Source organism: Allorhizobium sp. NPDC080224 (genome assembly GCF_050281005.1).
Taxonomy (GTDB): domain Bacteria; phylum Pseudomonadota; class Alphaproteobacteria; order Rhizobiales; family Rhizobiaceae; genus Allorhizobium.
On record NZ_JBNNWJ010000012.1, the window covers coordinates 1 to 20613 of the forward strand.

Consider the following 20613-nt stretch of genomic DNA (forward strand, 5'->3'; position numbering starts at 1 on the left):
CATCAGAAGCTTGGATCATCATCGCCCACATTCGCCTGATTACAAGGCGACTTGCAAGGTACGGTTATCGTTGAAGGCTTTTCGAGTCCGACTCTAAGAGTGGGAGTTTCCATTTACCCGGGTGAACCGGGAGACGGACGGTCCCTATATCCTGTTACTCTTCTGCCGGTTCGTCCTAATTCCCGAATATCCTGATTCCCGTTATATCTACTTTGGGTGAACCAGGCTTCGCACCAGCCCGAATTATGAGACGGGGGGCCTGTGAACCAGCGTTCACCCACTCCCGAAGCTGCGTTCGCCCCGTGCTTCCTTGCCAATCGTGCGAAACAGCCTGATATATTGGCCATACATGAACACGGGAGACCGCTATGGAAGAGACTGTAAAAGCAAAGTCGCCTGACGTCCAGGCGCTCAAGCAGAATGAGAAGAAGTGGACGCCAACGCTGATGAAGGCCGGATGGAGCGCCATTCCGAACATCATCATCGAGAAGCAGCGCGCGCTGGGCCTAGACGCCTTGGACGTCAATATCCTGCTGCACCTGATCCAGTACTGGTGGACCGAAGACAACGTGCCGCGCCCGGCCGTGGGCACGATTGCCGAGGCTCTGAACGTGACCCCGCGCACGATCCAGAAGCGCATCACCAGCATGCAGAAGATCGGGCTGATCAAACGCGACGAGCGCCGGCACAGCAAGTTCGGCAGCCAGACCAACCTTTACCGCTTTGACGGGCTGATTGCCGCCTGCACGCCGCATGCGCTCGAAAAGATCGCGGCTGCCAAGAAGAAGGCTGAAGAGGAGAAGGACCGGGTGAAGCGCAAAAAGCCCAAGCTTGTCGTGAACAACGACGCGCCGGGCTCATAGGCGGGCTGACCCGCGATCGATAGGAAGGATTGTTGACCTGATCGTCCGTCAGACGGGACAGTCGGCCCAGTGCTGTGGCAGGCTTAGAAAAAGCAATGCCCCGGGCGCTTGCAATGCAGAGGCGCTACCGGGGCTCACAAGGACAAGATGGAATAAAGTGAGGAGATTTTCAAGTGGTTTTTGCTTACTCCCCGGCGATTCTCGCGAACCTGGAGTCATCCCACTCCCCTGAACGGCTGGCACCGTACTACGCGCTTGCCGCCAATGACAAGGCGCTGGGGTTCCAGCTTTACGCCTGGAACAGCGCCCTCTCGCAGGCGCTGTACACGCCGCTACAGGGGCTTGAGGTAACGCTGCGCAACGGGCTCGGCGACCAGCTGAAGGCTGCTTACGGCCCGAGCTGGTTTGATCTTAATCCGGGACCTGCCCTGCATTACCCACTCCCCGACATGCTGCTGAAGGTGCGGACCGAGCTGGGCCGGCACGGCATCATCCCGGACCACGGCCGCGTGGTGGCGGAGTTGAACTGGGGGTTCTGGACCGGCCTGCTCGCTAAGCGGTACGAGCAGCTGTGGCGCTCGCACTTCCGGCAGGTGTTCCAGGCACAGGGTCCGCTCACCCGTGCGCAGATCTTCCAGCCGCTCGACGACCTGCGCCGGCTGCGCAACCGCATCGCGCACCATGAGCCGATCCTGAACCGCAACATCACGGCCGACTACGCCTCGATCCTCGCGCTGATCGACTACATCTCTCCGGACACGGCTCGGTGGATCGACGCTCACAGCGACGTTGCGGCGGTCATCGCCGCAAAGCCTTAAAAGCGTATTTCTGTGTTTCTGTAAAAGCGACTCAGGTGCTCCGCCCCTCGCGCCTGTCAGAGGGCCGAGCCTCGGCTGCGTCTGTGGCCGCTCCACCCCTCTTGCAGTTGCCACCTCCGGCCCTCGCCGGTCAGGCAGGGTTGCAGGGGACCTGCATCCTGCGTTTAAAATAACGAAGATCCAGGCGGGAAGGGTGTCGTTTGGCAGTTAACCGCAAGAATCTGCCTCAACATTTTCAATTAGATAGCGCGGCACCTAATTTGATACACGGCAGTTAATCTGAGAATGTCGCATGGAATATGGCATCTAACTTGAGAAACAGCGGGCCACGACGTCGAGATGAACTTTGATGATTTCGCAATCGCTGCGGCGGAAATAGAGGTTTGGAATACCTCGTTTCTTCAACAACTTGGCAGCTCGTCCAGGCCAACTCGGGATAGCCCATACCTGCAACTGATTTGCAACGGCACTTGACGAAGTTCTCAGATTAAATGCCAAACGAGATCCAAACATCCGCATTCTTACGATTAAGTGCCACGCGACAAAAGGAATTTTCTTCGATTCATCGTCGTTCTCCTTCTCAAAAAGCTTCTGCCGTTACGGAAGCCGGAAACTGGCTCACCTCGCGTGCTCGCTTCAACCCGTAGCCCTTGACCAAGCCGTAGACGGCGGGAATCACGATCAACGTCAGCAACGTCGATGATACCATGCCGCCGATCATCGGCACGGCGATCCGCTGCATGATTTCCGACCCCGCTCCCGTGCTCCAGAGGATAGGCACGAGACCCGCCATGATCGCCACGACGGTCATCATCTTCGGTCTAACACGCTCGACCGCCCCGATCATGATCGCCCTGTCGAGGTCTTCCTTTTCGAATGCCCTGCCCTCGGCCTTGGATTTGGCCTTCTCGTCCCTGAGCGCGTGGTCGAGATAGATCAGCATGATCACACCGGTTTCGGCCGCCACGCCTGCAAGCGCGATGAACCCGACCGCGACGGCGACGGAAGCGTTGAAGCCCAGCCACCACATCATCCAGATGCCGCCGACCAAAGCGAACGGCAGAGACAGCATGACGATCAGTGTTTCGGTCAATGCCTTAAAGTTCAGGTAGAGCAACAGGAAGATCAGCGCCAGCGTCAGCGGGACGACGATCATTAGCCGGTCCTTTGCCCGTTCCAGATATTCGAATTGCCCGCTCCATGCGACGGAATAGCCCGTGGGCATCTCGACGCTCGCCGCGACGGCTTCTTGGGCTTCGGCAACGTAGCCCCCAAGGTCGCGGTTGGCGATGTCTACGAAGATATAGACGGCGAGCTGGCCGTTCTCCGTCCTTATGGTCGTGGCACCGCGCGTGAGCTTGACTTCGGCGACCTCGCCCAACGGAACCGTGCCGCCACCGGGCAATGATACCTGGACGTCCCTCGCGATGGACTGGGGATCGCTTCGGAAAGCCCTTGGGTAACGGATGGCGACGCCGTACCGCTCTCTGCCCTCCACCGTCGAGGTCACGACCTCGGACCCCAGGGCCATTCCGATGACATCCTGGACATCGTCGATCGAAAGCCCATAGCGCCCGAGCGCCATGCGATCAGGGATGATATCGAGATAGTATCCACCGATGACGCGCTCGGCGTAGGCACTCGACGTTCCCGGCACCGCCTTGAGAACGGTCTCTATATCGCGAGCGACCTTCTCCATCTCGTTCAGGTTGGTCCCGTAGACCTTGACGCCGACGGGCGTGCGTATTCCGGTCGAAAGCATGTCGATGCGGGCGCGGATGGGCATCGTCCAGGCGTTGGAGACACCGGGAAACTGAAGTGCCGCGTCCATCTCCTGTTTCAGACTGTCAGACGTGACGCCCGGCCGCCATTCGGACTTGGGTTTCAGGGTGATGATGGTCTCAAACATTTCCGTCGGAGCCGGATCGGTTGCCGTCAACGCCCTACCCGCCTTGCCGAACACCGACTCGACCTCGGGGAAAGATTTGATGATGCGATCCTGCGTTTGCATGAGCTCCGCCGCTTTTGTCACCGAGAGGCCGGGTAGCGTTGTCGGCATGTACATCAGCGTGCCCTCGTCGAGATCAGGCATGAACTCACTCCCGATATGCTGCACGGGCCAGACGGTCACCCCGAGGATCACGATGGCTACCAGGATTGTCAGGCTCTTGGCCTTAAGGACGCCCGCGATGACCGGACGGTATATCCAGATCAGCAGTCTGTTCAGCGGATTCTTGTGTTCTGGGACAATGCGGCCGCGGACGAACAGGATCATCAGTGCCGGAACAAGTGTGATGGACAGCAGCGCTGCCGCCGCCATCGCGAAGGTCTTGGTGAAGGCGAGCGGTCCGAACAGGCGGCCCTCTTGCGATTCAAGCGTAAAAATCGGCAGGAACGACACCGTGATGATCAGCAGGCTGAAGAAAAGCGCCGGGCCGACCTCGCTTGCCGCCTCGATCAGCACTTCGGCTCGAGGCTTGTCAGGAGGCGCGCGTTCCAGATGCTTGTGGGCGTTCTCGATCATGACGATGGCCGCGTCGATCATCGCACCGATAGCGATAGCTATCCCGCCGAGGCTCATGATGTTCGCTCCCAGACCTAGCGCCCGCATGGCCATGAAGGCGATGAGAATGCCGATCGGCAGCATGATGATGGCCACGAGCGCGCTTCGGATATGCAAAAGGAAGGCGATAGTCACCAGTGCAACCACGATCGATTCCTCGATCAACGTGACTTTCAAGGTCTCGATTGCCGCTTCGATGAGTTTCGAACGATCATAGACGGGCAGGATTTCGGTACCAGCCGGAAGACTGCTCTGCACCGCCGCCAAGCTTTCCTTCGCATTTTCGATGACGGTCAGCGCATTCGCGCCGTCGCGCTGGAGGACGATTCCGCTCGCGACTTCGCCGTCTCCGTTCAGCTCTGTGATCCCGCGCCGCTCGTCCGGGACCAATTCCACTCTCGCAACGTCGGACAGACGCAGCGGAACGCCCGCACTGGTGTTCAGGACAATGCTCTCGATGTCCCTGATGCCCTGCAGGTAGCCCTTGCCACGCACCATGAACTCAAATTCGGAAAGTTCGATCGTGCGCCCGCCGACATCGCGGTTGCTGGAGCGCACGGCATCGGCGATATCCGAAAGCGAGACATTCTGGGCCCTTAGCCGGGCTGGATCAACGACGATGGAATATTGCTTGACGAAGCCGCCGACGCTGGCCACCTCCGCCACTCCCTCGGACTTGGAGACGGCGAAGCGTACTACCCAGTCCTGAAGTGAACGCAGCTCCGCGAGCGACAGCTCCTTGGCGACCAAGGCATACTGGTAGACCCAGCCCACGCCCGTGGCATCCGGGCCGAGACTTGGCGACACGCCGTCAGGCAGCCGGTTTGCGGCCGCGTTCAAGTATTCGAGCACGCGGCTGCGCGCCCAGTAGGGATCGGTTCCGTCCTCGAAGATCACATAGACGAAAGACACGCCGAAGAACGAGAACCCCCGCACGACCTTCGATTTGGGCACTGTCAGCATCGAGGTCGTCAACGGATACGTAACCTGGTCCTCGACGACCTGCGGAGCCTGGCCCGGATAGTCAGTGAAGACGATGACCTGTACGTCGGAGAGATCGGGAATGGCGTCCAGCGGAAGCGTGCGCAGCGCATAGACACCACCCGCGATGGACAGCGCCGCGCCGACGAAAATGAGGACAATGTTGCGGGCCGACCAGGCGATGACGTTGGCAATCATGGCTTCGCCTCGTCGTCAACGGTCAGGGCGCTGAGCGCGGCGTTCAGGTTGCTTTCCGCATCGAGAAGGAAGTTGGCGGACACAACCACGCGGTCACCCGAGACGACACCCTTGGTTATCTGCGTCACGTCTTCACCTCGAACACCGAGAGCGACATCGACAGGCTCGAACCTGCCCTCGCCCTTGTCGAGGAAGACGATCTGGCGATCGCCCGTGTCGATGACTGAACTGTTGGGGACCGCAACGACCGGGTTTCCCGCTCCCGCTTCAATCTCCACCTCCGCATACATGTTGGCCATCAGCTGCCCCTCGGGATTAGGAAGCTCAATCCGGATCTTTGTCGTGCGGGTCTGCATCTGCACCTCGGGATAGATGAGGTCGACCGTTCCCCGGAAGATCGTGCCGGATACGTTTCGGACGCTGACGGAAACGTTGGCACCCATACGAACGGAGCCCAGTTCGTATTCGGGGACGTCGGCGATCACCCAGACCTTCGATACGTCAGCGATGCGGAAGAGAATGTCTCCAGCCTCGGCCATCATGCCGCTGACCGCCATGCGCTCCAACACGACGCCGTCCCTTGGCGAGGTGTAGGCAATGCTTTGTGGGACCTTTCGCTCAGTCGCAATGCTGGCGATCGTCGCCGAGGGCACCCCAAGGTTCTTCAGGCGGAGCGCAGAGCCAGATTCCGGCCCGGGCTTGCCGCCATTGCGCATCTCCGTCGCATATTCGGCCCCGGCGGTGGCGATCTCCTTCGAATAGAAGTGAAAGAGATTCTCGCCCTTTGTGATCCTGTCTCCTGTCGTGACGTCCGCGACGTCTTCGACAAAGGCGTCGGCCCGCATGGAAACGATGCTGACCATGCGCTCGTCGAGTGCGACGGTTCCGGGTACTCGGATTTTCCGGCTGACGTTCATCCTTTCAGCGAGCGCGGTCTTCACCCCCGTCCGCTGGAGTTTGCCCAGCGTCACTTTGACGGTGGAACTGTCGCTGACTTCGCCGTCATAGACAGGGAGATAGTCCATCCCCATCGAATCCTTCTTCGGCACCTTGGACGTGTCGGGAAGGCCCATGGGGTTGCGGTAGTACAGGACCTTCCGTTCCGGTGTGACTGATGACGTGTCGGCCGCAGGCAGGACCGCCCCGCTCGCGCCGAGGCTGATGTCCTCGCTTGCCCGGACAGGTGTGAATGGCCGCCCGTCATCCGTGTTCGTCGGTTTGGCAGAGTATTCGGCCATACCGTCCGGGTGACGGTAGTAGATCACCGCTCCCGTTCCTTCGTGTCGCGGTTCAGCCTCGGTGGCCATCCCGGTGCCTTCAACGTATCGCCGCAGGTACGCACCGACATCGTTCTTTCCCGCCCAATAGCCTCCCCCGCCGACGATCGCGGCGAGGGAGAGCGTGACAATGATGCGCGAGGTGCTCACGGGACAGCCTTGAAGACGACTTCGCCTTTGACCGTCTCAGGCTCGCCCTGAACCTTGGCGGCGACCTGGAACCGCCATCCGCCTTCCATGGAAAGGTTTGTCGTGAAGGCGTAGACGCCCGGCTCGGTGGAGGGTGAGGGTTCCACGGTGGTGGTCATCATCTCCATGCCGTCGGGAGCCATGTCCATCCGCGTTGTGAAGATGACGGCGTCGGGGACTGCCTTGCCCGTCCGCTTGTCGATCAGCCGTACCGACACGGTCGAGCCTCGTCCCTGTTTGATGTCCGTGTTCACGGCTTGGAATTCGTAGTCCTGCGCTCCGGCGAAGGAAGCGGTGGCGGTGCTGAACAGCATCGCGCCAGCGAGGAGCGCGGTCCTCGCGTTGAAGGTGGTATTTTCCATGATTCAATGTCTCATCCGGACGGGTCCGTGACCGCGTCCTCAGTCAAAATGGATCGCCGTCGGTACCGCACGGACGCAAGACCTGCGACCGCGCCGATCGACGACGTGTTCACTGACGTGGGATCAGACTCGCGGAGGACGTACTGGCGGATCGACCAGTGAGGAGGCAAGCTCCGCATGAAGGGCAATGAGGAACCGATGGGCGACCCAACCGAGATTCAACGACCAGGAATGCGGGTTAGCCACCTGGCCGACGATCACCGTCGTACACACCAAGGCCAGAGGACATGACTTGCCGCTGCAGTCGGGCTTGGCCGGCATTTCGTCAGGGCAACACGGCATGTCGCCTGACATCTCCATGCCGGACATGCCGTGCATCGCGGGTCCGGAGGCCGCCATTACGCTGTCCGCCGCCCCGATGCTCAAGGGACCGACCACAATCCCCAGCAGGGCGGTCACGAACAGCAGTCGATGGATGACCTTCATGAACCTCACCCGCATAGTCTGGCACGAAGACATCGGGGTTGGAAGAGGTCTCACGGAAAAGTGCGTTATCGACAGCGACGCACTTCGCGCCTGCTCCGGTTACGTGTCGATCTGCAGCCATGTAAGTTCACGAGACAGTCGGGATTCGGCAGGTTGCAACTTTCTCGCCTGGTTTGGATTTCACAGCTGTTATGGAGGATTGTCGTGCGTGACCAACATTTGCAGATTATCGAGGCGCTCGGAGTAGCGAAGGAATTCGACGCGTCCGCGGAAGCCGAGCGCAGAACGGCCTTCCTCGCGGATTACATGCAAGCCTCGTCGTGCGGAGCGCTCGTCCTTGGCATCAGCGGGGGAGTGGATTCGCTCACCGCGGGACTGCTTGCCCAGACTGCGGTGAACCGCCTCCGGGGCAGAGGGCATAAGGCGGAGTTCATCGCGGTCAGACTGCCTTATGGCACGCAGGCCGACGAGGCCGACGCTCAGAGAGGGCTCGCGTCCATCGGCCCCGACCGCGTAGTCACCATCGACATAAAGCCCGCAGCCGACGCGATGATGGCCGAGGTCTGCGGGGACGCAGGCGACCTGTTCGAAACCGTTCGGCTGGACTTCCACCTTGGCAACATCAAGGCGCGCCAGCGGATGATCGCCCAGTACGCGCTCGCCGGCGCGGTTCGTGGCCTGGTGATCGGGACTGACCATGCGGCGGAGGCATTGATGGGCTTCTTCACGAAATTCGGCGACGGCGCTGCGGACGTCCTGCCGCTTTCCGGACTGACCAAGCGGCGCGTGCGGGCGCTCGCCGAATATCTCGGAGCGCCGAGGGACCTGGTGTTTAAGGTGCCGACCGCCGATCTGGAGTCCGACGCTCCGCTGCGGCCCGATGAAGACGTCTACGGGGTCACGTATGATGACATCGACGACTTCCTGGAAGGAAAGCCGATCGGAGAACCCGCGTTTCAGCGCATCCTCGCGACGCACGTCGCGACGGCCCACAAGCGCGCCCTGCCACTCTCGCCGCAATGACAGGAATGGCCCTTAGGCCCCGTTACCGTGCTGACGTACCGTCGCCCACCTCGGCGGTTCCGCTTTGCGTGGTCTGCAGGACCAACAGAAGGGCCACGCCTGAAGAAATCCAGACATCGGCCGGATTGAACACGAACGGCTCCCATTCACCAAAGCGGAGGCTCAGGAAGTCAGTCACGGCGCCCCTCATGCTGCGGTCGATCAGGTTTCCGAGCGCGCCAGCCAGGATCATCGACAGGGCTGCCCGTTGCCAGCCGCGCGAACGATACGCCCATATAGCGATGACAAGTGTTATAATGCCCGTAACCCCGATCAGGACTGCTTTGCCGATTTCGCCGTCGACAGCGAACATGCTGAACGACACGCCTTTGTTGAAGGTCAGTCGCAACGGTACCAAAGGCAGAAAGTCCGTGGGGGGGCCGTAAGGTTCAAGGCTCGCCCGCGCCCACGCCTTCGCTCCCAGGTCAAGTGCCGCGCCGACCAGGACCACGGCAATTGAAGTAACCGCCCTCATCTGTCCCTCGCCGCAGAGAGGTCCTGTCTTGCGTCCCGGATGATCGACCACGCCGATTGAAGGAAGAGGCCTGCAACTGCGAACGCGACCACGAGGTCAGGCCATTGTGTTCCCGTCCACCAGACCAAGCCCGCGGCGGCCACGACCGCGAGATTGCCGATCGCGTCGTTTCGCGAAAACAACCACACCGCCCGCATGTTCGCGTCGCCCTTGCGGTGCGGGATGAGCACCACGGCCGCCAGAACGTTGACGACGAAGGCGACAAGCGCGAAGCCGCCCATGAGCACGGATTCCGGCTGATGCTCGATAAACACCCTGTAGATGGTGGACGCGACGACGCCAAGTCCGAGCAGGCCGAGGAAAACACCCTGTAGAAGAGCCGCCTTGGCGCGAGCGGCGAGGCCCCATCCGACCGCGACCAGCCCCAGGAATGAGATCATGCCGTCCCCCAGGAAGTCGAGGGCGTCCGCCTGTAGCGCCTGGGAGCCGGCGAGGAAGCTTCCGACGATCTCAACGACTCCGTAGCCAACGTTCAGCAGCACGACGATCCAGAGCGCCCTCTTATATGCCGGGGTGACATGCGACAGGTCCGGAATCCTGTCGTCGTCATCGCCGTCTGCCGTGTCGCTGGATGGGCCGATGCGGTCAAGCTGATAACCCAGACCCGTGATGGCGCTTTCCAGCAGAGGCAGGCGGTTCGCCGGCTCGTCAACTTGCAGTGTCATAATCTGCGATGCGATCGATACCTTCACGTCGGCCACGCCTTCGACCTTGCGCGCGGCCCCCTCGATCTTGGCGGCGCAGGAGGAACAATCCATCCCCGTCACCTGATAGCGGATCGTGTCGGTTGCAGCTGCTGCCATTTCGTCGGTCCTCGATATTCGAATTCGACCATGGTACTACCTGTAGTGACTACAGGAGCAAGACGAAAAATGCAGATCGGCGACTTATCCGAGAAATCGGGCGTGAACATAGAGACTATTCGCTATTACGAGCGCATCGGGGTCCTCCCAATCCCAGCCAGGATGTCCAACGGCCGTCGCACCTATGGCGAAGCAGACGCGCAACGACTGTGCTTTATCCGGAATGCCCGGGAACTTGGTTTCGATCTGGCATCGGTGCGCGTTCTTCTGGCTCTCCAGGAACAACCGGAAGCATCGTGTGAGGATGCAAGCCGCATCGCCCAAAGCCAACTCGACGCCGTGGAAGATCGTATCGCCCGTCTTACGAACCTGAAAACGGAACTGCGGCGGATGATAGCCGAATGCCGTCTCGGTCAGGTGGCCGATTGCCGGATCATCGACGCCATGGCGGGAGGAAGACCCTGAGGCTGACATCAAAACTGTGTTGGCAGACTTCAACCGACAGTTCCGGCGGACGAGGCCCGGCAAGTGGATGTTGCCCAGCGTCTCGGTGTCGCGCAGCCGACTGTCGCAAAGCGTCGGCCAGTGTTTTAAGCGGCCCGTCATTGTTGTTGGAACTGGACATTGAGGAGCACGGCCTTCGAGGAGAAACTCACGCAATCTCGGTACCAGACGCAGTCGCACAAAGACAGGCCGTCGGCGTGGTTGGGCTGCTTGCGTGGCTCAACTGAGGATCAGGCTCGCCATTTGCAGCTCAACCGGCTGATCGGCACATCAAATCTTCAACGCCTCGACAATAACCTTGAAGGTTGGCGAGTTCTGCCGTCTGCCGGGATAGAACAGATAAGCATGGACGGCTGTTGGCATCGAACGCCTTGATGGGATCAGAACCGTAGATCCGCGAGTTAGTCTGCTAAGCGATTGAAATCCAATGGCTTCATGCAATCGGAGCGCGGGCTGTAGCGTAACGTTAAATTATGGAACCGCTTGATGTTCGAGAGCTTAATGATTGAGACGGCAGCTTGGAATCAAGATTGAGCGCTGAGATCCGTCGCGTGAACAGATGCGCTACGGCACCTACGGCGATTATGCTCGTTCTTTCACTCCTTTGGCCAAGAGAACGATAGCACCTCGAAGAGCGCCTGGACTTTGCCAAACGAATAGCGCGCAGGATATGGCGAAAGCAATCCTGTATTCGTTCGTTGGAAACATCATCGAGCAGCCGCTGGACTTGCCAACGCTCTGCTGAGATGAGTTGCAGTCCCCACCGATACGTAATAGTGTAACACGCGCTCGTATGCCGTTGAGCGTTCACTCTGAGCTTCAGTCCCCTGCTGCTCCTTCCAATCCAAGGGGCTTCGGCTCCAGCTTACCTTCAGGAGATCATTTTGGAAGATCAACGCACTGGCGAAAAGCTGGCGTCTCAGGGTGTCGCCTCTTCAGCACTTTTTGCCATTGCAGAACTTGCACGAGAACGCGGAAGTCTGTCGCTAGGCGAAGTAATCGCGACGATGGGCCCCGCTGGAATGGCTTTCGCGATCCTGATTCTGGCCCTCCCCGCTCTAACACCAGTTCCTGGTCCAATCGGTCTCGTCTTTGGGTCTGCACTCGCCGTCGTCGCTGCGCAAATTGCAATTGGTCGGAAATCAGTCTGGCTTCCTGGTTTTTTGAAGCATCGACGTCTATCCTCAAATGTGCTGGAACTTATCGTAAAGCACACAGCGCCACACGTTTCTCGAGTAGAGCGTCTAGTCCGCGTCGATCGCATGAAGTTTCTGACTGGACCATCTGCCCAGATCCTCATCGGTTTGCCGGTCCTGATGATGGCAATCGCCATCGCGCTACCGATCCCACTCGGTAACTTTCTGCCAGTCATATCGCTGGTGGTGCTGGCAATCGGCCTGATGGAGAAAGATGGCCTGATCACGCTGGTCGGCGTTGTGCTCAGCATTGTAGCAGCGAGTGTGACAGTCTTTCTGATTTACGGGGCTGCATCTGTCGCAGGTAATGTAGCACGTTAACAATGTCATTGCCTCGACAACGCGCAGACCCTGCTCTGTCCTGGAAGAGGATCTGCTCATCCGTCGCTGCTGTCTGAACTTGCGACCCTGCGAATTCTGTCGGCCCGTCGTTGGTCTGTGCTACTCCGTTTCGCCAACTGCTTTGTAAACTGGATAAGGAAAATGCTGCGTGCTTGAGGAAATCTGGTCTGCCATCGTCAGAGAATTCTCCGACATTCCCGACGCTTCTACGCTGACCCTCATCACAGTGCGTCTCGTGGTTGCGGCGATGTTGGGCGGCATCCTTGGCTATGAACGCGAACGCAAAGGGAGAAGCGCTGGCGTACGTACCCACATGCTTGTGGCCGTTGGTGCAGCACTTTTCGTTATCGGCCCCTTGCAAAGCGGCATTGAAGTGGGAGACCTGTCACGCGTGCTACAGGGTGTCGTACAGGGAATTGGTTTTTTGGGGGCCGGCGCGATTATGGTTCGATCCGCACAGCATCAGATTGAAGGGCTGACCACAGCGGCAAGCATCTGGGCGACAGCCGGGATCGGCATCATCGCTGGGCTTGGCCTGGAAGCAACTGCGGTGTTGTCGACAGCAATCGTTTTACTCATTCTTGCCGTCGTACCCCTCATTTTGCCAAAGCAATCGGATTCGGAATGAGTGTCTCATGATCAAGATGACGGCTCAGAGACAGATAGATGTCGCAGTCGCATCGGCTTGATACCCACAGCCTATAAAAATGAGGGGCCTGCAAGGCGGCACACTCATCTCGGCCCGTTGTGCCAATTAGCAGATTCCGAGGCCGTTGACAGCATTCCGAGGATTGACGTTCCAGATACCCGCTCAGCATTATGTTTTCGGAGAACACCGCCCACTAAGAGGCGATCAAGACTTCGACACCACGTCGCTCGAACTCCTTTGCGACCCGATCCGAAATCCCATCGTCGGTGATCAACGACTGGATTACGTCGAGGGACCCGAGACGAGTGAACGACGAGCGCCCGATCTTGGTGGAATCGGCTACTAGATACACATGGGCTGCCGCCTTGATCATTGCTTCTTTGAGCTGAAGATCAGCAAAGCTTGGATAGGTGAGCCCGTCTTCCAGATCGACCCCGGCCGTGGCAAGGAAAAGCTTTCCGGCAAAGATATTGCTGAAGTATTCGACCGATTTGTCACCGGACAGCGACAGCGTCGGTGACTTGAACTGGCCGCCCGGCATATGGACGGCGAAGGTCGGCACAGCCCCCAGGATAATCGCAATATTGAGTGCGTTGGTGATCAGGGTCAGGTTGCGACGGTTCGTCAACCGCATTGCGATTTCGGTCGTCGTTGTCCCGGCATCAAGGATCAATGTCTCGCCGTCCTTGACCAGTCCTGCTGCCAGGGCGCCAATCTTGCGCTTCTTGTCCATGTTCTCCTGGTGATGGAGCGTCATGGTGCCAATCTGCGGTGCCACCGAGTTCAGATAGGCGCCGCCATGCTCACGGGTGATGAAGCCCTCGTTTTCCAGACGCTCGAGATCCTGGCGGATTGTCGCCTCCGAGACATGGAACGCGGCTGCAAGTTCACGCACACGGGCGGATCCCTCTTCCTGCAGCCACTCAAGGTCGCCGCCACTGCGTGACCGCGGAACACGAGAGTGGAGAGAAACTGTGGCGCCAGTTTCCCGATCGTCGGATAGCGCTGGAGCATTTCGATTTTACCGTCGATAACATCCGGCGCGATCAGCGTATCGACCGCCTGGACACTGGTTGTAAAAGCTGGCCATTGGATGACCAGATCAAGCGCTTTGGCCATGTCCTCACCCTTCTCTCTAGCCTTGATGATCGCATGGCAGACTTTTGAAACGTCCTTCAACGGCGTCTGCACTTCCCGAACGGATCGGGTGACGCGAGCAGCCGCCTGGTTATTGGCTCGCCGCGTCAGGATGCCCATGAGTTTCTTGAACATGTCGATCGCGCAATCGGTGAGATGGCGGGAAAGGTGGAGCACTGTTGCAGCCAGGACAGCATGTCGGCGTTCGGTGTTAAGGTCGCGCAGATGCTGCGCGCTCATTCGCGTCCCCTCTGCAGCAAATTCGTCAAAGACCTTGGCCGGAATTCGATCCATCAACGTTGTCGGCAGGTTCAGAGACCGGAGAAAGCGAATGCGCTCGGCAATTCTGTCGAGGTTGACGGCGGCTGGCGACAATGCCGGCGTTCTCGCCCAGGCAAGAATGGTCACGCTTGTCCCCTCACGCGGATCGAGAAGCTTGTCCAGATCGAGCTTTTGGCCTTCTGAGATCCCGCCGGCCAAGGCCCGATGAGCAATACGAATGCCGCGCCTGATCGCCACATGAATGATGGCTTCGAGCGCTGGCCGCGCTGGCAAGAGAATTCTCCTGCGTCGCAGTTCTTCCACGACTATATCCGCCAATACATCGGCCTGGCGCAGGGTTTGTGCGGCAGGTGTCAGCCAGCCTGTGAGTGCCCGCACGTCCGAAGGCACAAACGGACGCATCTGCATTCTGTCGAAAAGCAGGGCCAGATGCTCGCGCCGCGTCTGTGGGCGCTCGAAATAACGTTCGATCTCATGGTGATCGACGCCGATCTGCCGCGCCAGAAATCGTAAGACGCCAGCCGGCAGGACCTCGCCATCCGCAAGCGGTCGGCCAGGGTATCGTAGCGTGGCCAGAACACAGGCGAGGCCCAGTCTGCTCGCGGCCTTGTTCTGTCGCATGATCAGGTCGAGATCCGATCGATCCAGCGTATAATGTTTGGCGATCTCCCTTTCGTTATCCGGGATGATCGTCGCCTGTTGCCACCATGCCTCGCTCAGTAATGCTCTTCGCGCCATTCACTGATCTTCCCGTTTCGCCGCGGAGAGTGCAGCGAAACGGAAAATGCGTGTCCGACAAACGAACGTTTCGCGGCATCCACAGTTCTTGTCCGCAAACCTTGTCATGAAACGGCAAATCGGACAATGTCCGTATTCAACGGAAAAACGGACAAACCACGTCTCATGACCGCTATCGGCTATGCAAGGGTCTCCACCGGCGACCAGGACACCGCCCTGCAACTCGACGCTTTGCGCAAAGCAGGTTGTGAAAGGCTGTTCGAGGATAAGGCATCCGGCATGAAGACTGACCGACTCGGATTGGCGGAGGCGATCCGCTACGTTCGCGACGGCGACACGCTCACAGTCTGGAAGCTCGACCGCCTCGGCCGGTCGATGAAGCACCTCATCGAGATCATCACCGAACTGGAGGCCAAAGGCGTCGGCTTCCGATCCATCACCGAAAACATCGACACCACGACATCCGGCGGTCGCCTGGTCTTCCACCTGTTCGGCGCGCTGGCACAGTTCGAGCGCGATCTGATCCGGGAACGAACACGTGCCGGTCTGCAAGCCGCAGAGGAACGCGGCCGACGCGGTGGCCGACAAGTCGTCGTAACCCCGGACAAACTTGCCAAAGCCCGCCAGCATCTGGCGGCCGGTTTGAACGTCCGGGAAGCCGCGGCCCGCGTGAAAATCGGGAAAACCGCCCTCTACGAAGCTCTCAAGGCCGAAAAAGCAACGACATCCACGGTCAAACCAACCTGAGTTCCGGATACGTTCTTAAAAGTCGGACAGATTCGCCACTTTCGTGTCGTGACGCCTTGACTCCCCGCCCTGGACGACCCAGAAAGCAGCGACACCACTTGGGGCAGCCGAACCATGAACCTGGTCTTCTTTTTTGCCGGCCTCGGCCTTCTGGTCCTAGGCGCGGAACTCCTGGTGCGCGGGGCGTCGCGGCTGGCGCTGGCGGTTGGCCTGTCGCCCCTCGTCGTCGGACTGACCGTCGTCGCCATGGGCACCTCGGCCCCCGAGGTGGCGGTGTCGGTCGGCGCGGTCATGGGCGGCCAGTCCGACATCGCCATCGGCAATGTGGTGGGATCGAACATCTTCAACGTGCTCCTTATTCTGGGGCTGAGCGCATTGATCGTGCCGCTGGTCGTCCACAGCCAGATCATCCGTCAGGAAGTGCCGATCATGGTTGCGATCTCGCTGCTTCTGGTAGTCATGGTGCAGGACCGCGTCATCGGCATGTACGAGGGCGCGATTCTTACAGCACTGTTGGTCGTCTATACCTCTTTCATCGTCGCCCAGTCGCGCCGCGCCACGCGCGCGGCGGCGGCTGACATGGAAACTCCTGAAGCAAAGGTGGGTTCCGGCGGCTGGTCCGACTCGCGCCTGGTGCAGGTCGGCATGATCATCGGCGGGTTGGCATGCCTGATCGTCGGATCGCGGCTTCTGGTGACGGCCTCGGTGGCCTTTGCCCAGGCGCTGGGGATCAGCGAGCTGGTGATCGGCTTGACCATCGTCGCCGCCGGTACCTCGCTGCCCGAAGTCGCCACCTCGATCACCGCCGCGCTCAAGGGCGAGCGTGACATCGCGGTCGGCAATGTGGTCGGATCGAACATCTTCAACATCCTGGGCTGCCTTGGCCTGTCCGGTCTGGTCGCCGGCACCGCCGGGATCAGCATCGCGCCCTCGGTGATGGCCTTCGACATCTGGGTGATGCTGGCCACGGCGATCGCCTGCATTCCGATCTTCCTGTCGGGCCGCGAGATCGCGCGGTGGGAAGGTTTCGTCTTCGTCGCCTATTACGTCTTCTACGTCACCTACCTGGTCCTTGCCGCAGAACAGCATGACGCGCTGGAGACGCTGACCACGGCCATGGTCTATTTCGTGATCCCGCTGACCCTGGTGACGACGGTGGCGATCTACCTGCGGCCGAACCGGACGGGCAATGTCTGAGACTTGGGATCCCCTAGTCGGCGCGACACCTTTCAAAGGGGCCCGACGATGAACCAGGAAGCGCTGATCCTGTTCAATCTCGCCGAAGCGCTGGGGATCGGCCTGCTGATCGGGGCCGAGCGCGAACAGCGGATGTCGCAAACGGACGTCAAGTCTTCGGCCGGGATCCGGACCTTTGCCATCACGGCGCTTCTGGGTGCAGTTGCGCAACTGACCGGCGGCGTCGCCCTCCTTGCCGCCGCCGTCCTGGGTGTCGTGCTGCTGGCCGGGCTGGCCTACTGGCGCGGACGGGCCGAGAATGTCGGCCTGACCACCGAGATCGCGCTGGTGATGACGGTGCTCTTGGGCGGGTTGTCGGTGACGCAGCCTCTGGTGGCCGCCGGGGTCGGGGTCGTGATGGCGGTGCTGCTGGCCTCGCGTGCCTACCTGCACAATTTCGTGCGCTCGGTGATGACCGAACAGGAGCTGCGCGACGGGCTGATGCTGGCGGCGGCGACGCTGGTGGTGCTGCCGGTCCTGCCGAACCAGACCTTCGGCCCCTACGCCGTGCTGAACCCCTATCTGATGTGGTCGGTGGTGATCATGGTCATGGTCATCTCCGCTGCCGGCCATGTGGCGGCGCGGGTTTACGGGGCGCAATACGGGCTGGCAATGACTGGTTTCGCCTCGGGTTTCGTTTCCAGCACGGCAACGATTCGCGACATGGCCGGGCGCGTGCACAAGATACCAGCACAGCTGCTGGGGGCGGGAGCAGGGGCGTTGCTGTCCTCGGTCTCGACAGTGCTGACAATGGCGCTGGTACTGGCGGCGACCAGCCTTGCCACGCTTGACGCAATGGCGCAGCCCCTGCTGGTTGGAGGACTGGTGGCAGCCATGTATGCTGCGCCCTGGGCGATTGCTGCCTTACGCGCGCCGCCGACCCTCGCCGAGAATGTGCCGCCAGGCGAGGCAGTCACCCCGGTCGTGCAGACCCGCGCAATCAGCCTGAGGGCGGGGTTGGCGTTTTCGGTCGCCCTGGCGGCGATCATGCTGGCATCTACCGCCGTGCAGCAGGAATTCGGGCCGAACGCGCTGATCGCGGCCGCCGCACTGGCCGGTATTGTCAACACGCAATCGGCGGCGATTTCGGTCGCGCTGATGGTCGGGTCGGGCCAGATCGCGCCACAGGATGCGGTGCTGCCGATCCTGGCAGCGATCAGTACCAACACCGGCATGCGGGTCGCCCTGGCCGCGACGCTGGGCGGGGCCGGCTTTGCCGGTCGGGTGATCCCGGGGCTGTTGCTGGGCCTGGCGGCAACCTGGGCGGCGGTCTTCCTGCCCGTGACGATACCCCTGTGGGGCTGAACAGATCTGCGCCTGGATGGGACAAGGCGATGACAGAACCGCCCGAACCGACCTGACTTTCCGACTTTCCGCAGATCGGGCAGGAGAACCGGTTGCCGCTTTTGCCTGATTTGCCCTAAGCCAGCTGCTGCGCTTGAAATAAATGCGACGCAGCCCTGCCGACATTCCGATCTGGCTGAAGGCCAAAGGATAGCCCCATATCCAATGCAATTCCGGCCTACAGCCGAAGTTCATCCCGATTGATCAGGTTTAGTTTGGCCAACTCTATTGCGGGCATGGCGGTCAGCACCTACCTCAAGACCACTGCAAGAGTGCAGATAGCGCAAGGAACCGAGATTATGAAATGCCCCGTTGACGGCACACTGCTCACGATGTCAGACCGCCAGGGAGTCGAGATAGACTATTGCCCGACGTGCAGGGGTGTCTGGCTCGACCGGGGCGAACTCGACAAGATTATCGAGATGTCTCAGTCTGTTCCAGTTCCCGCCGGACCACGCGGCGACGCTCGTCCGGCGCAAAGTGAACGTGACAGTCGCGCCCACCGCGACAATGAACGCTATGATGATCGCGGCGACTATGATGACGAACATGATCCGCGTCGGCGCAAGCGCAAGTCGATGCTTGGCGAGCTGTTTGATTTTTGATCGCGGCAGCGCGGCGTGAAACCTGTTCCCCGGGGACTGCGACTTCGGTCCTCGGCGCACATTCTGGCAGTCACGCCCGGGCTGGTCTGAAAAGCTTCACTCTGAACGACGCGGTTCAGCCGGAAGCGCCTGACGTTTATACCCAGATGGCAAAGCAATTGTCCACCTTGGACGTTTGCTGCCCGTTTTCGGTTGTGGTGGTCTGCGGAATAGTGGTTAACTGTTGAACCCACATTCTCCAAGTAAGTCGCTGATTTCGCTGTCGTAATCGTGATATTTCGCGTATAAATCATGGCGTTGACGGCTGCGAGGGGCGCGTTTCATGGATCACCTGGAGGGTGCGGGCTTGGCGCAGGGAGATCGGGTTGATTTCGACCGCCGTGTGCGTCTGGAGTTCCGTGGTGCGCAGATCAGTTCAGACGGTGGCCTGCTGGTGATGCGCGAGCTTGATGACGTGCTCGGCCTGTCCAATCTGGCGTCGGAGGCGCTGCGAGACAGCCGCACCGGGAAGAACACGCTCCATCGGCTTGACGGATTGTTCCGGCAATCGGTGTTCGGACGACTGGCCGGATACGAGGATGTGAACGATGCCGACCGCTTGGCCCTCGATCCCGTGATGCGTCAGGTCGTTGGCGGCAGGGCCGTCGAGGCGCAAGCTGCTTCGGCATCGCAGATGGGACGGTTCGAGACCGAGACGCTGGCTCTGGCCGCGAACCGGGCGGCGCTGGCCGATCTGAACGGCCAATGGATCGACCGGTTTCATGACCGCAACGGGTTGAAATACATCGTGCTGGACATGGACAGCTCGGTCAGCCCCACCCACGGCGATCAGGAAGGTGCTGCCTGGAACGGGCATTTCGACTGCACCTGCTATCACCCCATCTTCTTGTTCAACCAGTTTGGCATGCTGGAGCGCTGCGCCCTGCGTAACGGCAATGTCCACAGCGCCGATGGCTGGCGGGATGTCCTTGATCCCGTCATTGCCCGATATGCTGGCCGCGACCTTGGTGGACGCTTCTTCCGGGCCGACGCTGCCTACGCGATCCCCGCGATCTATATGCGGCTGGAAGAAGCCAGGTTCTTCTACGCCATCCGTCTGCCCGCCAACGCCGTCTTGCGCGAGAAGATCGCGCATCGGCTGACACGGCCCGTGGGACGGCCTTCGCTGACCAAGGTCAAACGGTTCTTCGAGGACTTCGAGTATCAGGCGGCGTCCTGGGACAAGCCGCGCCGCGTCATCGCCAAGATCGAATGGCATCCGGGCGAGCTGTTCCCCAAAGTCGGCTTCATCGTCACCAACCTGCCGATGGAGCCAGACTGGGTGGTGAGGTTCTACAACCAGCGCGGCACCGCAGAGCAGCACATCAAGGAAGGCAAATATGCCTTTCGCTGGACGCGGCTGTCATGCCGGAAGTTCCGGCACAACGAGGTGCGGCTGCAACTGCACGCGCTGGCCTACAACCTGGCAACCTTCCTGCGCTGCATCGAACTGCCCGAGGCCATGGCGGACTGGTCGTTGACCAGCCTGCAACTCAAGCTGATCAAGATCGGCGCCCGCGTCGTCCGCCACGCCCGCGCCATTACCTTCCAGTTGGCCGAGGTCGCCGTCACCGGCCCGATGGTGCGGGCCGTCCTTGCCGCCATCCGCCGTCTTCGAACGCCTCCGTCATGCGCATGACCACGATCCATGCCCAAG

Annotated in this window: 19 protein-coding genes and 1 pseudogene; 11 read left to right on the forward strand and 9 right to left on the reverse strand. The window is 60.3% G+C overall.

All coding sequences use genetic code 11. The annotated features are described in order from the left end of the window. Nucleotides 1-368: 368 nt before the first annotated feature. Nucleotides 369-863 (forward strand): hypothetical protein, encoded by a 495-nt coding sequence (locus ACQKP1_RS25390; protein ID WP_427277452.1) that lies wholly within the window; start codon nucleotides 369-371, stop codon nucleotides 861-863. A 173-nt stretch (nucleotides 864-1036) separates the two neighbouring features. Then, on the forward strand, nucleotides 1037-1681 hold the full coding sequence (locus ACQKP1_RS25395) for a hypothetical protein (RefSeq protein WP_427277453.1): 645 nt from the start codon (nucleotides 1037-1039) through the stop codon (nucleotides 1679-1681). Nucleotides 1682-2261: 580 nt separating this feature from the next. Here the strand turns inward: ACQKP1_RS25395 and ACQKP1_RS25400 are convergent. From ACQKP1_RS25400 to ACQKP1_RS25415, 4 genes are all read right to left on the reverse strand, one after another. Then, a complete protein-coding gene (locus ACQKP1_RS25400; protein WP_080843341.1) occupies nucleotides 2262-5423 on the reverse strand; it encodes an efflux RND transporter permease subunit in 3162 nt (1053 codons plus the stop codon). Then, the gene (locus ACQKP1_RS25405) at nucleotides 5420-6850 is read right to left on the reverse strand and encodes an efflux RND transporter periplasmic adaptor subunit (protein WP_080843342.1); all 1431 of its coding nucleotides are present in this window, start codon (nucleotides 6848-6850) and stop codon (nucleotides 5420-5422) included. Before ACQKP1_RS25405 ends, ACQKP1_RS25400 begins: the two co-directional genes overlap by 4 nt. Further along, entirely contained in the window at nucleotides 6847-7251 is a 405-nt protein-coding gene (locus tag ACQKP1_RS25410) for a FixH family protein (RefSeq protein WP_080843343.1), read from the reverse strand. Before ACQKP1_RS25410 ends, ACQKP1_RS25405 begins: the two co-directional genes overlap by 4 nt. Nucleotides 7252-7374: 123 nt before the next feature. Then, the gene (locus ACQKP1_RS25415; RefSeq protein ID WP_225341520.1) at nucleotides 7375-7737 is read right to left on the reverse strand and encodes a hypothetical protein; all 363 of its coding nucleotides are present in this window, start codon (nucleotides 7735-7737) and stop codon (nucleotides 7375-7377) included. A 204-nt stretch (nucleotides 7738-7941) separates the two neighbouring features. On the opposite strand from ACQKP1_RS25415, the gene nadE reads away from it, so the two are divergent. Then, on the forward strand, nucleotides 7942-8760 hold the full coding sequence (gene nadE, locus ACQKP1_RS25420) for an ammonia-dependent NAD(+) synthetase (RefSeq protein ID WP_230175143.1): 819 nt from the start codon (nucleotides 7942-7944) through the stop codon (nucleotides 8758-8760). 22 nt (nucleotides 8761-8782) lie between these two features. On the opposite strand, the gene lspA is transcribed toward nadE, so the two are convergent. Then, nucleotides 8783-9274: a signal peptidase II gene (gene lspA / locus ACQKP1_RS25425; protein WP_427277454.1), complete on the reverse strand. Its 492-nt coding sequence runs from the start codon at nucleotides 9272-9274 to the stop codon at nucleotides 8783-8785. Then, nucleotides 9271-10137, reverse strand: a complete 867-nt coding sequence (locus tag ACQKP1_RS25430; RefSeq protein ID WP_225341519.1) for a cation diffusion facilitator family transporter — start codon at nucleotides 10135-10137, stop codon at nucleotides 9271-9273. Before ACQKP1_RS25430 ends, lspA begins: the two co-directional genes overlap by 4 nt. Nucleotides 10138-10206: 69 nt before the next feature. On the opposite strand from ACQKP1_RS25430, the gene ACQKP1_RS25435 reads away from it, so the two are divergent. The 3 genes from ACQKP1_RS25435 (at nucleotide 10207) to ACQKP1_RS25445 (ending at nucleotide 12807) form a co-directional block, all read left to right on the forward strand. Further along, nucleotides 10207-10602 carry a MerR family transcriptional regulator gene (locus tag ACQKP1_RS25435; RefSeq protein WP_097143401.1) on the forward strand — a complete coding sequence of 132 codons (396 nt, stop codon included), beginning with the start codon at nucleotides 10207-10209 and terminating at the stop codon, nucleotides 10600-10602. Nucleotides 10603-11525: 923 nt separating this feature from the next. Then, nucleotides 11526-12158 (forward strand): exopolysaccharide biosynthesis protein, encoded by a 633-nt coding sequence (locus ACQKP1_RS25440; protein ID WP_427277455.1) that lies wholly within the window; start codon nucleotides 11526-11528, stop codon nucleotides 12156-12158. 169 nt (nucleotides 12159-12327) lie between these two features. Further along, a complete protein-coding gene (locus ACQKP1_RS25445; protein ID WP_427277456.1) occupies nucleotides 12328-12807 on the forward strand; it encodes an MgtC/SapB family protein in 480 nt (159 codons plus the stop codon). Nucleotides 12808-13021: 214 nt separating this feature from the next. On the opposite strand, the gene ACQKP1_RS25450 is transcribed toward ACQKP1_RS25445, so the two are convergent. The 3 genes and pseudogenes from ACQKP1_RS25450 to ACQKP1_RS25460 form a co-directional block, all read right to left on the reverse strand. Then, nucleotides 13022-13723, reverse strand: coding sequence for a DeoR/GlpR family DNA-binding transcription regulator (locus ACQKP1_RS25450; protein WP_427277457.1), 702 nt, complete (start codon nucleotides 13721-13723; stop codon nucleotides 13022-13024). Beyond that, nucleotides 13612-14373: a hypothetical protein gene (locus tag ACQKP1_RS25455; protein WP_427277466.1), complete on the reverse strand. Its 762-nt coding sequence runs from the start codon at nucleotides 14371-14373 to the stop codon at nucleotides 13612-13614. The genes ACQKP1_RS25450 and ACQKP1_RS25455 overlap by 112 nt, the downstream gene beginning before the upstream one ends. Before the next feature lie 171 nt (nucleotides 14374-14544). Further along, nucleotides 14545-14985: pseudogene (locus ACQKP1_RS25460) on the reverse strand (DUF4158 domain-containing protein); the annotation flags it as partial. A gap of 165 nt (nucleotides 14986-15150) precedes the next feature. Here ACQKP1_RS25460 and ACQKP1_RS25465 point away from each other — a divergent pair. The 5 genes from ACQKP1_RS25465 to ACQKP1_RS25485 all read left to right on the forward strand — a co-directional run bounded on the left by ACQKP1_RS25465 (nucleotide 15151) and on the right by ACQKP1_RS25485 (nucleotide 20595). After that, nucleotides 15151-15732 (forward strand): recombinase family protein, encoded by a 582-nt coding sequence (locus tag ACQKP1_RS25465; protein ID WP_035218831.1) that lies wholly within the window; start codon nucleotides 15151-15153, stop codon nucleotides 15730-15732. A 114-nt stretch (nucleotides 15733-15846) separates the two neighbouring features. Then, nucleotides 15847-16929 (forward strand): calcium/sodium antiporter, encoded by a 1083-nt coding sequence (locus ACQKP1_RS25470; RefSeq protein ID WP_277020073.1) that lies wholly within the window; start codon nucleotides 15847-15849, stop codon nucleotides 16927-16929. A gap of 48 nt (nucleotides 16930-16977) precedes the next feature. After that, nucleotides 16978-18273, forward strand: coding sequence for an MgtC/SapB family protein (locus tag ACQKP1_RS25475; protein ID WP_427277458.1), 1296 nt, complete (start codon nucleotides 16978-16980; stop codon nucleotides 18271-18273). A 338-nt stretch (nucleotides 18274-18611) separates the two neighbouring features. Next, nucleotides 18612-18917 carry a zf-TFIIB domain-containing protein gene (locus tag ACQKP1_RS25480; protein ID WP_140984675.1) on the forward strand — a complete coding sequence of 102 codons (306 nt, stop codon included), beginning with the start codon at nucleotides 18612-18614 and terminating at the stop codon, nucleotides 18915-18917. 322 nt (nucleotides 18918-19239) lie between these two features. Next, entirely contained in the window at nucleotides 19240-20595 is a 1356-nt protein-coding gene (locus ACQKP1_RS25485; protein ID WP_427277459.1) for an IS1380-like element ISPme1 family transposase, read from the forward strand. Nucleotides 20596-20613 lie beyond the last annotated feature (18 nt).

Coding starts and splice junctions, on each gene's coding strand:
- ACQKP1_RS25390 (WP_427277452.1), top strand. CDS start 369: ATGGAAGAGACTGTAAAAGCAAAGTCGCCTGACGTCCAGGCGCTCAAG.
- ACQKP1_RS25400 (WP_080843341.1), bottom strand. CDS start 5,423: ATGATTGCCAACGTCATCGCCTGGTCGGCCCGCAACATTGTCCTCATT.
- ACQKP1_RS25410 (WP_080843343.1), bottom strand. CDS start 7,251: ATGGAAAATACCACCTTCAACGCGAGGACCGCGCTCCTCGCTGGCGCG.
- ACQKP1_RS25415 (WP_225341520.1), bottom strand. CDS start 7,737: ATGAAGGTCATCCATCGACTGCTGTTCGTGACCGCCCTGCTGGGGATT.
- lspA (WP_427277454.1), bottom strand. CDS start 9,274: ATGAGGGCGGTTACTTCAATTGCCGTGGTCCTGGTCGGCGCGGCACTT.
- ACQKP1_RS25430 (WP_225341519.1), bottom strand. CDS start 10,137: ATGGCAGCAGCTGCAACCGACACGATCCGCTATCAGGTGACGGGGATG.
- ACQKP1_RS25435 (WP_097143401.1), top strand. CDS start 10,207: ATGCAGATCGGCGACTTATCCGAGAAATCGGGCGTGAACATAGAGACT.
- ACQKP1_RS25465 (WP_035218831.1), top strand. CDS start 15,151: ATGACCGCTATCGGCTATGCAAGGGTCTCCACCGGCGACCAGGACACC.
- ACQKP1_RS25470 (WP_277020073.1), top strand. CDS start 15,847: ATGAACCTGGTCTTCTTTTTTGCCGGCCTCGGCCTTCTGGTCCTAGGC.
- ACQKP1_RS25475 (WP_427277458.1), top strand. CDS start 16,978: ATGAACCAGGAAGCGCTGATCCTGTTCAATCTCGCCGAAGCGCTGGGG.
- ACQKP1_RS25480 (WP_140984675.1), top strand. CDS start 18,612: ATGAAATGCCCCGTTGACGGCACACTGCTCACGATGTCAGACCGCCAG.
- ACQKP1_RS25485 (WP_427277459.1), top strand. CDS start 19,240: ATGGATCACCTGGAGGGTGCGGGCTTGGCGCAGGGAGATCGGGTTGAT.